Consider the following 13,133-nt stretch of genomic DNA (forward strand, 5'->3'; position numbering starts at 1 on the left):
AGTGTCTCTTATCGCTTCAGACCATTTCCGCATCATTGTCGGCCTCGGCAAGAGCGGCATGTCCCTGGTTCGCTTTCTGGCGAGCCGGGGCGTGTCCTTCGCCGTGGCCGATACGCGGGAAAATCCACCGGAGCTGGCGACTTTGCGTCGTGACTATCCGCAGGTGGATGTGCGTTGTGGCGAACTGGACGTTGAATTCCTGTGCCGTGCCAACGAGCTTTACGTGAGCCCGGGTCTCGCACTGGCGACCCCGGCGTTGCAGCAAGCCGCTGCACGTGGTGTGAAGCTGTCCGGCGATATCGAGTTGTTTGCCCGTTACGCCAAGGCCCCGATCATTGCGATCACTGGCTCCAACGCGAAAAGCACCGTGACCACGCTGGTCGGCGAGATGGCTGCGGCGGCGGGCAAGCGCGTTGCGGTCGGCGGTAATCTGGGTACGCCCGCGCTGGATCTGCTCAGCGACGATGTCGAACTCTACGTGATGGAGCTCTCCAGCTTCCAACTGGAAACCACTGATCAGCTCGGCGCAGAAGTGGCGACCGTGCTGAACATCAGTGAAGACCACATGGACCGTTACAGCGGTTTGCCTGCTTACCATCTGGCGAAGCACCGTGTATTTCGTGGCGCTCGTCAGGTGGTGGTCAACCGTCAGGACGTCCTGACCCGGCCGTTGATTGGTGAAGGTATGCCGTGCTGGACTTTTGGCCTGAACAAACCCGACTTCCATGGCTTTGGTTTGCGCGAAGAAGACGGCGAAAAATATCTCGCCTTCCAGTTCGACAACCTGATGCCTGTACGCGAATTGAAAATCCGTGGCGCTCATAATCAGTCCAATGCTCTGGCTGCGCTTGCGCTTGGCCACGCTGTAGGTTTGCCGATGGACGCCATGCTGTCCAGCCTGCGCACTTTTGGCGGCCTGGAGCATCGTTGCCAATGGCTGCGTGAGCGCAATGGCGTGAGCTATTACGATGACTCCAAAGCCACCAACGTGGGTGCCGCACTGGCTGCCATTGAAGGCCTCGGTGCAGACATCGACGGCAAACTGGTGCTGATTGCCGGCGGTGATGGCAAGGGTGCAGATTTCAGTGGTCTGCGTGCGCCTGTTGCTGCCAACTGCCGCGCTGTGGTGCTCATCGGCCGCGACGCCGAGCTGATCGCGCAGGCGTTGGGCGATGGCGTAGAACTGATCCGGGTTGCAACGCTTGAAGACGCTGTTTTGCGCTGCGGCGATATTGCGCAGGCGGGCGACGCCGTTCTGCTGTCTCCGGCGTGCGCCAGTTTCGACATGTTCAAGAACTACGAAGAGCGCGGTCGTCTGTTCGCGCAAGCCGTGGGGGACTTGTCATGATCTTCGGTGTAATCAAGCCTTTCCCGTCCCCGATCATCAGCGGCCGTGGCATTGATGTCGACTTCCCGATGCTGGCGGGCTGCCTGGCGTTGCTGGGCCTGGGTCTGGTGATGATCACCTCTGCTTCCTCGGAAGTGGCGGCGGTGAATTCCGGCAACACCCTCTACATGATGACTCGCCATTTGATCTACATGATCATCGGCATCTTCGCCTGTGGCTTGACCATGATGATTCCGGTCGCCACCTGGCAGCGTTTGGGCTGGATGATGCTGTTGGGCGCATTTGGTCTGCTTGTCATGGTGCTGATACCGGGTGTTGGCCGTGAGGTAAACGGGTCGATGCGCTGGATCGGCTTTGGCATGTTCAACGTTCAGCCTTCGGAGATCGCCAAGGTCTTCGTGGTGATTTTCCTCGCCGGTTACCTGATTCGTCGCCAGCAGGAAGTTCGCGAAAGCTGGATGGGCTTCTTCAAGCCATTCATCGTCCTGCTGCCAATGGCCGGTCTGTTGCTCATGGAGCCGGACTTCGGTGCCACCGTCGTGATGATGGGCGCAGCGGCTGCGATGCTCTTCCTCGGTGGCGTAGGGCTATTCCGTTTCAGTCTGATGGTTGCCCTCGCGGTTGGCGCGGTGTTCGTGCTGGTTCAGGCTCAACCGTATCGGATGGCGCGTCTGATTACCTTCACCGATCCATGGTCCGACCAGTTTGGTTCCGGCTACCAGTTGACTCAAGCTCTGATCGCGTTTGGACGTGGAGAGTGGCTGGGCGTTGGTCTGGGCAACAGCGTGCAGAAGCAGTTCTATCTGCCTGAAGCCCACACTGACTTCGTGTTCTCGGTACTCGCTGAAGAACTGGGCGTAGTGGGTTCGTTGTTGACCGTCGCGCTATTCGTGTTCGTCAGTATCCGCGCCATGTACATCGGCATGTGGGCCGAGCGCGCCAAGCAGTTCTTCGGCGCTTACGTGGCTTACGGCCTGGCCTTCCTGTGGATCGGCCAGTTCCTGATCAATATCGGTGTGAACGTCGGCCTGTTGCCAACCAAGGGTCTGACCCTGCCGTTTCTCAGCTACGGCGGCAGCTCGTTGGTGATCTGCTGCGCAAGCCTGGGTCTGCTGTTGCGGATCGAGTGGGAATCGCGCAACAACATGGGCAGCGAAGAAGCGGAATTCAATGAAAGTGACTTCGCCGAGGAGCCTAATCATGGACGCTAACGTGCTGATCATGGCTGGCGGCACCGGCGGACATGTATTCCCGGCGCTGGCCTGCGCGCGCGAGTTTCAGGCCCGTGGTTACAAGGTGCATTGGCTCGGTACGCCTCGGGGCATCGAGAACGAACTGGTGCCACAGGCCGGGTTTGCTCTGCACCTGATCAACGTCACCGGTTTGCGCGGCAAGGGTCGACTTTCCTTGCTCAAGGCACCTCTGATGTTGCTCAAAGCGTTGATGCAGGCTCGTAAAGTCGTGCGTGAGCTCAAGCCGGTTTGCGTAGTGGGCTTCGGTGGTTATGTCACCGGTCCAGGCGGCCTTGCCGCGAAGCTGGGCAAAGTACCTTTGATCATTCATGAGCAGAACGCGGTTGCGGGTACTGCCAATCGCAGTCTGGCCTCGTTCGCCAGCCGTGTATGTGAGGCGTTCCCGAACACCTTCGCAGCTTCCGAAAAACGCCGCACTACGGGTAACCCGGTACGTGCCGAGCTGTTTCTGGAAACACCGCGTCAGGCGCTGGCCGGGCGCAAGGCGCGCTTGCTGGTATTGGGTGGCAGCCTCGGTGCCGAGCCACTGAACAAATTATTACCCGAGGCCCTTTCGCAGGTGCCTGCGGAGTTTCGGCCTGAAGTGTTTCATCAGGCTGGCAAGAATCACGACGAAATCACCTCAGAGCGTTATCGCGCTGCCGGTGTCGAGGCGCAGGTCGCCCCGTTCATCAAAGACATGGCCCAAGCCTATGGCTGGGCCGACCTGGTGGTCTGTCGCGCAGGCGCGCTGACCATCAGTGAATTGGCGGCGGCCGGACTGCCCTCGCTGTTGGTGCCATTGCCCCATGCGATCGACGATCACCAGTCCCGTAACGCCGACTATCTGGCTCACGAGGGCGCAGCCTTCGTCATGCCACAAGCGACAACTGACGCAGCCGATATGGCGGCGCGTCTGAAAGAGGTTTTGATGCAACCCGAACAACTCAACACAATGGCGCGCACCGCCCGCCGGCTGGCCAAGCCTGATGCAACCAATACCGTTGTAGATATCTGCCTGGAGGTGGCTAATGGTTGAGAATCAACGCGCCATGCCACAGCCGGAAATGCGCCGTATCCGTCGCATCCACTTCGTCGGTATCGGCGGCGTGGGTATGTGCGGGATTGCCGAAGTCTTGTTGAACCTGGGTTATGAAGTCTCCGGTTCCGACCTGAAGGCCTCCCCGGTGACCGAGCGCCTGGAGTCCTTTGGTGCGCACATCTTCATCGGCCATCGCGCAGAAAACACCGTCGGCGCTGACGTGCTGGTTGTTTCCAGTGCCGTGAACACTTCGAACCCGGAAGTGGCGACTGCTCTTGAACGTCGTATCCCGGTGGTGCCGCGTGCCGAGATGCTGGCTGAGCTGATGCGTTATCGCCACGGTATCGCCGTTGCCGGTACGCATGGCAAAACTACCACTACCAGCCTCATCGCTTCGGTGTTCGCGGCCGGTGGTCTGGACCCGACATTCGTGATCGGTGGTCGTCTGAACGCTGCCGGTACCAATGCGCAGCTGGGCACCAGTCGCTACCTGATTGCCGAAGCCGATGAAAGCGATGCCAGCTTCCTGCATCTGCAGCCATTGGTTGCAGTGGTCACCAACATCGACGCCGATCACATGGCGACCTATGAAGGCGACTTCAACAAGTTGAAGAAAACCTTCGTCGAGTTTCTCCACAACCTGCCTTTCTATGGTCTGGCGGTGGTGTGTATCGATGATCCGGTCGTGCGTGAAATCCTGCCACAGGTCAAGCGTCCAACCGTGACCTACGGCTTCAGCGAAACGGCCGACGTGCGCGCTATCAACGTGCGCCAGGAAGGCATGCTGACGTTCTTCACCGTATTACGTCGCGACCGTGAGCCGCTGGACGTGTCGGTGAACATGCCGGGCAACCACAACGTACTTAATTCGCTGGCAACCATCGCTATTGCTACGGATGAAGGCGTCAGTGACGAAGCCATTGTCCAGGGCCTGTCGGGCTTCCAGGGTGTTGGTCGACGTTTCCAGGTTTATGGCGAGTTGCCGGTCGAAGGTGGCAACGTCATGCTGGTTGATGACTACGGTCACCACCCTCGCGAAGTTGCTGCAGTGATCAACGCTGTTCGTGGCGGCTGGCCGGACCGTCGTCTGGTCATGGTTTATCAGCCTCACCGCTTTAGCCGGACTCGTGATCTGTACGACGATTTCGTGCAAGTACTGGCCGAGGCCAACGTGCTGTTGCTGATGGAAGTCTATCCGGCAGGCGAAGAGCCAATTCCGGGGGCGGACAGCCGCAACCTGTGCCACAGCATCCGTCAGCGTGGTCAACTGGACCCTATCTACATTGATCGCGGCGTCGAGCTGGCGCCGTTGGTCAAGCCTCTGCTGCGTGCGGGCGACATCCTGCTGTGCCAGGGCGCTGGTGATATCGGCGGGCTGGCTCCGCAATTGTTGAGAAGCCCGTTGTTCGTGGGAGCCGTCATTGCGCCTACTGAAGGGAAGCTGAAATGACTGCGCCACTGCAATCGTCCCTGCTCTCGACGCTGGAGCCGAAATCGTTCGGCCGCGTTGCCGTGCTGTTCGGTGGCAAGAGTGCTGAGCGCCCGGTTTCCCTGAAGTCCGGGCAAGCGGTGTTGCAAGCGTTGCAGAGTGCCGGTGTCGATGCATTCGGCATCGATGTCGGCGACGATTTCCTGCAGCGTCTGGTCAGTGAAAAGATTGATCGTGCGTTCATTGTCCTGCACGGACGCGGTGGCGAAGACGGCACCATGCAAGGCCTGTTGGAGTGTCTGGATATTCCTTACACCGGCAGCGGCGTGCTGGCTTCTGCGCTGGCTATGGACAAGCTGCGGACCAAGCAGGTCTGGCAGAGTCTTAGCCTGCCAACGCCTTTGCACGCAGTGCTTGGCAGTGAATCGGATTGTATTTCAGCAGCCGCGGAACTGGGCCTGCCTTTGATCGTCAAACCGGCTCATGAAGGTTCCAGTATCGGTATGGCGAAGGTGACCAGCGTCGAGGAATTGATCGTCGCGTGGAAAGCCGCCAGTACCTACGATTCGCAAGTTTTGGTTGAGCAATGGATTCAAGGTCCGGAGTTCACCATCGCATCCCTGCGTGGCCAGGTATTGCCTCCCATCGGCCTGGGCACTCCTCACAGCTTTTACGACTACGACGCCAAGTACCTGGCTGACGATACCCAGTATCGGATTCCGTGCGGGCTCGATGACACCAAGGAACAGGAACTCAAACAACTGACCGCTCGCGCGTGCGAAGCCGTTGGCGTTACCGGCTGGGCGCGTACTGATGTCATGCAGGACGCAAACGGCAAGTTCTGGCTGCTGGAAGTGAACACCGTACCGGGAATGACCGACCACAGTCTGGTGCCGATGGCGGCCCGTGCTGCAGGTCTGGATTTTCAACAACTGGTGTTGGCGATTCTGGCCGACAGCGTCCAGGCGCGAGGTTAAGTCATGAACGCGACGGCGCGTCATCAGCCTCCAGCATCCGGCCGCAAGCCGGTGCCGCGTGGTGCCAGTCGCACGGTGACCAGAGAGCCGCTTTCGGCGCGTGTGCCGAAAGCCAAAGTAGGCGGTTTCTTCAAGAAGCTGGGTTGGTTGATATTGATGGTTGCGCTGGGCTACGGCGTTTACGAGGGCGCACAGCGGTTGCTGCCTTATGCGGACCGGCCCATCACCAAGATCAACGTTCAGGGCGACCTGAGCTATATCAGCCAGCAGGCGGTGCAGCAGCGGATCGCGCCTTATGTCGCGGCGAGCTTCTTCACCATCGACCTTGCTGCCATGCGCAGCGAGCTGGAAAAGATGCCATGGATTGCTCACGCAGAAGTACGGCGTGTATGGCCGGATCAAGTAGTGATCCGTCTTGAGGAGCAACTGCCGGTGGCGCGCTGGGGTGATGAAGCTTTGCTCAACAATCAGGGCGAAGCATTTACACCACGCGAGCTGGCCAATTACGAACACCTGCCGCAATTGTTTGGCCCGCAGCGGGCCCAGCAGCAGGTGATGCAGCAGTATCAGGTGTTGAGTCAGATGTTGCGCCCAATGGGGTTTTCCATCGCTCGGCTGGAATTACGTGAACGTGGCAGCTGGTTTTTGACCACGGGGGCGGGCAGTGCGGGACCCGGTATCGAGCTGTTGCTGGGACGCGATCACCTTGTAGAAAAAATGCGCCGTTTTATCGCCATTTACGACAAAACGCTTAAAGAACAGATCACGAATATTGCGCGCGTCGATCTGCGTTACTCCAACGGCCTTGCCGTCGGGTGGCGCGAGCAGGCAGCGCCCCCGACGGACAAACCCGCCGTCGCGAAGAATTGACAAGAGGCAGGACCATGGCAAACGTGCAAAGCGGCAAAATGATCGTTGGCTTGGATATCGGCACCTCCAAGGTGGTGGCGCTGGTAGGCGAAGTCGCGGCCGATGGCACGCTGGAAATCGTCGGTATCGGTACCCATCCATCCCGCGGCCTGAAGAAGGGCGTGGTGGTGAATATCGAGTCCACCGTGCAGTCGATCCAGCGCGCAGTGGAGGAAGCCCAACTGATGGCGGGCTGCCGTATTCACTCGGCGTTCGTCGGCGTGGCGGGCAACCACATTCGCAGCCTGAACTCCCACGGCATCGTCGCGATCCGCGATCGTGAAGTCAGCTCGGCGGACCTGGAGCGTGTACTTGACGCTGCTCAGGCGGTTGCGATTCCGGCTGATCAGCGCGTGCTGCACACCTTGCCGCAGGATTACGTGATCGATAACCAGGAAGGCGTTCGCGAGCCACTGGGCATGTCGGGCGTACGTCTGGAAGCCAAAGTGCATGTGGTGACCTGCGCAGTGAACGCCGCGCAAAACATCGAGAAGTGCGTGCGTCGCTGTGGTCTGGAAATTGACGACATCATTCTGGAGCAGCTCGCTTCGGCCTATTCGGTTCTGACCGACGACGAAAAAGAGCTGGGCGTGTGTCTGGTGGATATCGGTGGCGGCACGACCGACATCGCGATCTTCACCGAGGGTGCGATTCGCCATACCGCGGTGATCCCGATTGCCGGTGATCAAGTCACCAATGACATCGCTATGGCGTTGCGTACACCGACGCAATACGCCGAAGAAATCAAGATCCGTTACGCCTGCGCCCTGGCCAAGCTGGCCGGTGCCGGTGAAACCATCAAAGTGCCAAGCGTCGGCGACCGTCCACCGCGCGAGCTGTCGCGTCAGGCGCTGGCCGAAGTGGTCGAGCCACGCTACGACGAACTGTTCACCCTGATTCAGGCGGAACTGCGTCGCAGTGGCTACGAAGATCTTATCCCGGCCGGCATAGTGCTGACCGGTGGTACCTCGAAAATGGAAGGCGCGGTCGAACTGGCCGAAGAAATCTTCCATATGCCGGTGCGCCTGGGTGTGCCGCATAGCGTCAAAGGGCTCGCAGATGTCGTGCGTAACCCGATTTATTCCACCGGTGTCGGCTTGTTGCTGTACGGCCTGCAAAAGCAGTCTGACGGTTTCTCTTTGTCTGGCATCAGTAGTAGCAGTAGCGGCTATGGAGATGAGCCTAAAGCTCCAGTGCTTGAACGCTTCAAGCGCTGGGTGCAAGGCAACTTCTAAGCCTCAAAGCAGTAATGGCAGCAGTGGGCACCAGGCAAAAAAACTAGAGAATGAAAGGAGAGGGAAAATGTTCGAACTCGTAGACAACGTCCCGCAAAGCCCGGTAATCAAAGTTATCGGTGTGGGTGGTGGTGGCGGCAACGCCGTTAATCACATGGTCAAGAGCAACATCGAAGGCGTGGAATTCATCTGCGCGAACACCGATGCTCAAGCGCTGAAAAACATCGGCGCGCGTACCATCCTGCAACTGGGCACTGGCGTTACCAAAGGTCTTGGCGCTGGCGCCAACCCTGAAGTAGGTCGTCAGGCTGCTCTGGAAGATCGTGAGCGCATTGCAGAAGTTCTGCAGGGCACCAACATGGTTTTCATCACCACTGGCATGGGCGGCGGTACCGGTACCGGTGCAGCTCCGATCATCGCTGAAGTGGCCAAGGAAATGGGCATCCTCACCGTAGCGGTGGTGACTCGTCCGTTCCCGTTCGAAGGTCGCAAGCGTATGCAGATCGCCGATGAAGGCATTCGCATGCTGTCTGAAAGCGTCGACTCGTTGATCACCATTCCTAACGAGAAGCTGCTGACCATCCTCGGTAAAGACGCCAGCCTGCTGTCGGCTTTCGCCAAGGCAGACGATGTACTGGCCGGTGCCGTTCGCGGTATCTCCGACATCATCAAGCGTCCGGGCATGATCAACGTCGACTTTGCCGACGTACGTACCGTGATGAGCGAAATGGGTATGGCGATGATGGGCACTGGCTGCGCCAGCGGTCCGAACCGTGCACGTGAAGCGACTGAAGCAGCCATTCGTAACCCGCTGCTCGAAGACGTCAATCTGCAGGGCGCTCGCGGCATCCTGGTCAACATCACTGCCGGTCCTGACCTGTCTCTGGGTGAGTACTCGGACGTGGGTAGCATCATCGAAGCGTTCGCCTCCGAGCACGCAATGGTCAAGGTCGGTACTGTTATCGATCCGGACATGCGCGACGAGCTGCACGTGACTGTGGTTGCCACAGGTCTGGGCGCGAAAATCGAGAAGCCGGTCAAGGTTATCGACAACACGCTGCAAACTGCCCAGCCGTCTCAGGCTCAGCCTGCTGCCGCTCGTCAGGAAGCCCCTTCGGTCAACTACCGCGACCTGGATCGTCCTACCGTGATGCGCAATCAGGCTCACGCAGGCGCCACAGCCGCAAAAATGAGCCCGAATGACGATCTGGATTACCTGGACATCCCGGCTTTCCTGCGTCGTCAGGCTGATTGATGAAATGTATCAGGGGTATTAGGGTGATTGGTGTTCAGCAAAGGCCGGGTCTGCTATTATCGCCAGCCTTTGTTGATACCAGTTCGCAACTTGCGCTGAAGCGGCCAATGCCATGATTAAACAACGCACCCTGAAAAATATTATCCGTGCCACAGGTGTCGGTCTGCACTCCGGGGAGAAGGTTTACCTGACCCTCAAGCCTGCACCTGTGGATACCGGTATCGTGTTCGTACGTGCTGACCTCGACCCCGTCGTGCATATTGCTGCCCGCGCGGAAAATGTCGGTGACACCACTCTGTCGACCACGCTGGTCAGCGGTGATGTCAAAGTCGACACCGTAGAACATTTGCTCTCGGCCATGGCTGGCCTGGGCATCGATAACGCTTACGTTGAACTCTCTGCCTCCGAAGTTCCAATCATGGATGGCAGCGCGGGGCCCTTCGTATTCCTGATTCAGTCGGCTGGCCTGGAAGAACAGGACGCGCCGAAAAAATTCATCCGGATCCTGCGGGAAGTCACGCTGGAAGAGGGCGGTAAACGCGCTACTTTCGTGCCTTTCGAAGGGTTCAAAGTCAGTTTTGAGATCGATTTCGATCACCCGGTCTTCCGCGATCGCACCCAAAGTGCAAGCGTGGACTTTTCCAGCACTTCCTTCGTGAAGGAAGTCAGCCGTGCCCGGACCTTCGGGTTCATGAGTGACATCGAGTACCTGCGCAAGCACAACCTCGCACTCGGCGGCAGTGTGGAAAATGCCATCGTGGTTGATAAGGATGGCGTACTGAACGAAGACGGCCTGCGTTACGAGGACGAATTCGTCAAACACAAGATTCTTGATGCAATTGGTGACCTCTACCTCCTGGGCAACAGCCTGATAGGTGAGTTCATTGGCTTCAAGTCGGGGCATGCACTGAACAACCGCCTTCTGCGTAAATTGATCGCAGAGACAGACGCTTGGGAAGTTGTGACCTTCGAAGATGCCAGTACTGCACCGATTTCTTACATGCGCCCTGTAGCGGCCGTGTAAGGTCAGCTCTACTCTCCTTCCTTTTTGATGTTTTTAAAGGCTGCCCTCGGGCGGCCTTTTTTTATTGTCAGTTTTTGTTCTCCAGGGTCCCCGTAAGCCAGGTACTTGAAGTCTGATCGTCAAACTTCGCAGCAGTATCTGCCTAGGTCCTCCTTTAGTCGGCCAGTATTTCCTCGATGCGTCCAGCTCAAAGCTTCCCCTGAGCTATTCTTTAGGAGTTGTCCTACGTGCAGCGAGGCTGTTTCTCACATTAATTCCTGAGGCCTTCGTCCAAAGTCGCTCGTTGGGTATTAGCAGCTGTGCTGCTTTTCGATACTCCTTTGAGTTGCTTATCCTGACGGAGACTAAATCATGGAATTTCCACCCCCTAAAGGGAGTTCATTACTTTCCACTCTTTCGCTATCTCTGAGCATTGGCTTGCTGTCGGGCTCGCTGCCGATTGGCGAGTCTGCGGCGAATGCCGCTTCGATGCTGGCGACCTGCGAGAGCTGCAATTTTCGAGACGGTTACGCCATTGTTAATCAGGATAAAGTGCGGTTGCATTACGTCGCGGGTGGCAAAGGACCTGCGCTTTTGCTGATTCCTGGCTGGCCCCAGACCGCATATACCTGGCACAAGATCATGCCGGAGCTGGCCCGGAAATTCACTGTCATAGCCGTTGATCCGCGAGGTTTGGGCGACTCGAACAGGCCCGTGGCCGGATACGATACGGATAATATGGGGCGCGATTTGCACGAGCTGATGCAACAGCTCGGGCATTCGACTTATCAAGTCGTCGGGCATGATGTCGGGATGTGGATTGGTTACTCGATGGCGGCTAACTATCCCGATGCCATTACGCGCATTGTGCTTTCTGAAGCGGGCATACCCGGCTTTGATCCATTACGCTCCTGGCACTTCGCTTTCAATCAACTTGTGGATCTGCCAGAAGCGCTGATTGAGGGTAAGGAACGTATCTACCTAGAATGGCTGTTCAATAGCTTTGCTTACAGGCCGAGCGATCTGGCAACCGAAGAGTATGTCCGCGCTTATTCCAAACCCGGGGCGATGCGGGCTGGTTTCGCTTATTACAGGGCTATCCCGGAAACAATCGAACAGAATAAAAAGCATGCTGCTGTGCCGCTGACAATGCCCGTGCTGACGGTGGGTGGTGAGTTCGCACGCGGCGGTGGACTCAAAGCGATGCTGGACCCGGTTGCGGCCAATGTGACTGCCCGTGTTATTAGCGGCGCGGGACATTATCCCCAGGAAGAAGCCCCTCAAGAAATGTTGAAAGTCCTGATGGAGTTTCTAGACACAAAACAGTAGTCGCTCCTTATTACAGGAGCGTCGGCCTGCTGCGTCTATAGAACCTGCGTTTCCCCCGGGATATCCGTTCGCTGCCTGGGTCTGCAAACCATCCTGCTCGCCAGCAGGCCCAGTTCGAAAAGCATCCACATAGGTACTGCGAGCATGGTCTGCGAGAACACATCTGGCGGTGTGAGCAGCATACCCACGACGAAACACCCGACGATTACGTACGGACGACTCTTGCTCAACGTGTGAACGTCTATAAAGCCTGCCCATATGACCAGGAAGGTCGCCACCGGAATCTGGAAAGCCAGCCCGAATGCCAGAAACAGCGCGAGGATGAAATCCAGATATAGACCGATGTCCGTCATCATTTCCACGCCATCGGGTGTCACGCTCGCGAAGAACCCGAACATCATTGGAAATACCAGATAGAACGCGAAGGCCATTCCTCCGTAAAACAGCGAAACACTGGCGACCATCAGGCATATTGCAGTGCGTCGTTCTTCGCGGTAAACCGCTGGAGCGATGACACCCCATACCTGATGAAGGATTATCGGCATGGCCAGGAACAAGGCAACCATCATGGTGAGCTTGAACGGCGCCATCAATGGAGAAGTCACGCTGGTGGCGATCATGCTCGCGCCTTCGGGCAGGAACGCCCTGAGTGGTGCGGATATGAACGTGTAAAGCTTTTGCGCGAACGGAAAAAGGCCGACGAACAGCAAAGCGATGACCAGGATGGATCGCAAAAGTAGCGTCCTGAACTTGCGCAAGTGCCCGGTAATACTCAGTGCCTCGCCAAATTCGAAGGTGCTCATAGCGGCTGTTGTCCGGACGCGGTTGCGCTGGGGCCAGGCATGTCCATACGCACACCCTCGCGCAGTTCCTGTTCAAGCTGACGTAACGGCTGATGGTCAAGTTCCTTGCGCAATTGTTCGGCATCCAGCTCGCGCTCCATCTGCAGCTTGATACCATTTAGCCCGCGCTTGAACTGTCCCAGCCACCGCCCCGCAGTGCTCGCTGCCTTGGGCAGGCGTTCCGGCCCAAGCACCAGCAAAGCAACCGTCCCCACCAGCAGCAGCTCGGTAAAACCAATCTCGAACATCAGTGTTTATGTTCCGTCTGGCTGGATGTCGGAGTGCTGTCGTTCAGGCAGCCTTTTTCTGTTTTGGATTCATCAGAACCCATGGATGTACGGAAGCCTTTAATTGCGTCGCCTACGTCCGCGCCGAGTCCCTTCAAACGCTTGGTGCCAAACAACATCATCACGATAAGCAGCACAATCACCAGTTGCCAGATTCCGATTCCGCCCACGAGTACGCTCCAGGTTATTGATTTTTAGATATAAACGAGCATTTTGGCGGCAGATTGTGACGAGCCGGTTAAGGT

Annotated in this window: 13 protein-coding genes; 10 read left to right on the forward strand and 3 right to left on the reverse strand. The window is 57.7% G+C overall.

Translation table 11 applies throughout. The features are described from left to right. The first annotated feature begins 1 nt into the window (after position 1). The 10 genes from murD to K3169_RS05720 all read left to right on the forward strand — a co-directional run bounded on the left by murD (position 2) and on the right by K3169_RS05720 (position 11,759). Positions 2-1,348 (forward strand): UDP-N-acetylmuramoyl-L-alanine--D-glutamate ligase, encoded by a 1,347-nt coding sequence (murD, locus tag K3169_RS05675; RefSeq protein ID WP_263270544.1) that lies wholly within the window; start codon positions 2-4, stop codon positions 1,346-1,348. Further along, positions 1,345-2,559, forward strand: coding sequence for a putative lipid II flippase FtsW (ftsW, locus tag K3169_RS05680; RefSeq protein WP_027900242.1), 1,215 nt, complete (start codon positions 1,345-1,347; stop codon positions 2,557-2,559). The genes murD and ftsW overlap by 4 nt, the downstream gene beginning before the upstream one ends. Then, positions 2,549-3,619 (forward strand): undecaprenyldiphospho-muramoylpentapeptide beta-N-acetylglucosaminyltransferase, encoded by a 1,071-nt coding sequence (murG, locus tag K3169_RS05685; RefSeq protein WP_231675202.1) that lies wholly within the window; start codon positions 2,549-2,551, stop codon positions 3,617-3,619. The genes ftsW and murG overlap by 11 nt, the downstream gene beginning before the upstream one ends. Further along, positions 3,612-5,072: a UDP-N-acetylmuramate--L-alanine ligase gene (gene murC, locus K3169_RS05690; protein ID WP_231675203.1), complete on the forward strand. Its 1,461-nt coding sequence runs from the start codon at positions 3,612-3,614 to the stop codon at positions 5,070-5,072. The genes murG and murC overlap by 8 nt, the downstream gene beginning before the upstream one ends. Then, complete coding sequence (locus K3169_RS05695) at positions 5,069-6,028, forward strand: D-alanine--D-alanine ligase (RefSeq protein WP_263270546.1); 960 nt, start codon at positions 5,069-5,071, stop codon at positions 6,026-6,028. Before murC ends, K3169_RS05695 begins: the two co-directional genes overlap by 4 nt. Positions 6,029-6,031: 3 nt before the next feature. Then, positions 6,032-6,898 carry a cell division protein FtsQ/DivIB gene (locus K3169_RS05700; protein WP_027900246.1) on the forward strand — a complete coding sequence of 289 codons (867 nt, stop codon included), beginning with the start codon at positions 6,032-6,034 and terminating at the stop codon, positions 6,896-6,898. Positions 6,899-6,912: 14 nt separating this feature from the next. Further along, positions 6,913-8,172 carry a cell division protein FtsA gene (gene ftsA, locus K3169_RS05705; RefSeq protein ID WP_027900247.1) on the forward strand — a complete coding sequence of 420 codons (1,260 nt, stop codon included), beginning with the start codon at positions 6,913-6,915 and terminating at the stop codon, positions 8,170-8,172. A 67-nt stretch (positions 8,173-8,239) separates the two neighbouring features. Beyond that, on the forward strand, positions 8,240-9,427 hold the full coding sequence (gene ftsZ, locus K3169_RS05710) for a cell division protein FtsZ (RefSeq protein ID WP_027900248.1): 1,188 nt from the start codon (positions 8,240-8,242) through the stop codon (positions 9,425-9,427). Between the two features lie 112 nt (positions 9,428-9,539). Further along, the gene (gene lpxC / locus K3169_RS05715; protein WP_027900249.1) at positions 9,540-10,451 is read left to right on the forward strand and encodes a UDP-3-O-acyl-N-acetylglucosamine deacetylase; all 912 of its coding nucleotides are present in this window, start codon (positions 9,540-9,542) and stop codon (positions 10,449-10,451) included. 351 nt (positions 10,452-10,802) lie between these two features. Further along, a complete protein-coding gene (locus tag K3169_RS05720; RefSeq protein ID WP_263270550.1) occupies positions 10,803-11,759 on the forward strand; it encodes an alpha/beta fold hydrolase in 957 nt (318 codons plus the stop codon). Positions 11,760-11,794: 35 nt separating this feature from the next. Here the strand turns inward: K3169_RS05720 and tatC are convergent, their stop codons facing one another. The 3 genes from tatC to tatA are packed head-to-tail and all read right to left on the reverse strand — an operon-like array spanning position 11,795 to position 13,058. Next, positions 11,795-12,562 carry a twin-arginine translocase subunit TatC gene (tatC, locus tag K3169_RS05725; protein ID WP_122394965.1) on the reverse strand — a complete coding sequence of 256 codons (768 nt, stop codon included), beginning with the start codon at positions 12,560-12,562 and terminating at the stop codon, positions 11,795-11,797. Further along, entirely contained in the window at positions 12,559-12,849 is a 291-nt protein-coding gene (gene tatB / locus K3169_RS05730; RefSeq protein ID WP_122394966.1) for a Sec-independent protein translocase protein TatB, read from the reverse strand. Before tatB ends, tatC begins: the two co-directional genes overlap by 4 nt. Beyond that, positions 12,849-13,058 (reverse strand): twin-arginine translocase TatA/TatE family subunit, encoded by a 210-nt coding sequence (gene tatA / locus K3169_RS05735; RefSeq protein ID WP_049826930.1) that lies wholly within the window; start codon positions 13,056-13,058, stop codon positions 12,849-12,851. The genes tatB and tatA overlap by 1 nt, the downstream gene beginning before the upstream one ends. Between the last annotated feature and the right edge of the window lie 75 nt (positions 13,059-13,133).

The organism is Pseudomonas phytophila, from assembly GCF_025643095.1.
GTDB lineage: Bacteria > Pseudomonadota > Gammaproteobacteria > Pseudomonadales > Pseudomonadaceae > Aquipseudomonas > Aquipseudomonas quasicaspiana.

Excerpts from the sequence above, each read along its gene's own strand:
- ftsZ (WP_027900248.1), top strand. The coding sequence starts at position 8,240 with ATGTTCGAACTCGTAGACAACGTCCCGCAAAGCCCGGTAATCAAAGTT.
- K3169_RS05695 (WP_263270546.1), top strand. The coding sequence starts at position 5,069 with ATGACTGCGCCACTGCAATCGTCCCTGCTCTCGACGCTGGAGCCGAAA.
- tatC (WP_122394965.1), bottom strand. The coding sequence starts at position 12,562 with ATGAGCACCTTCGAATTTGGCGAGGCACTGAGTATTACCGGGCACTTG.
- lpxC (WP_027900249.1), top strand. The coding sequence starts at position 9,540 with ATGATTAAACAACGCACCCTGAAAAATATTATCCGTGCCACAGGTGTC.
- K3169_RS05720 (WP_263270550.1), top strand. The coding sequence starts at position 10,803 with ATGGAATTTCCACCCCCTAAAGGGAGTTCATTACTTTCCACTCTTTCG.
- K3169_RS05700 (WP_027900246.1), top strand. The coding sequence starts at position 6,032 with ATGAACGCGACGGCGCGTCATCAGCCTCCAGCATCCGGCCGCAAGCCG.
- murC (WP_231675203.1), top strand. The coding sequence starts at position 3,612 with ATGGTTGAGAATCAACGCGCCATGCCACAGCCGGAAATGCGCCGTATC.
- murG (WP_231675202.1), top strand. The coding sequence starts at position 2,549 with ATGGACGCTAACGTGCTGATCATGGCTGGCGGCACCGGCGGACATGTA.
- ftsA (WP_027900247.1), top strand. The coding sequence starts at position 6,913 with ATGGCAAACGTGCAAAGCGGCAAAATGATCGTTGGCTTGGATATCGGC.
- ftsW (WP_027900242.1), top strand. The coding sequence starts at position 1,345 with ATGATCTTCGGTGTAATCAAGCCTTTCCCGTCCCCGATCATCAGCGGC.
- tatB (WP_122394966.1), bottom strand. The coding sequence starts at position 12,849 with ATGTTCGAGATTGGTTTTACCGAGCTGCTGCTGGTGGGGACGGTTGCT.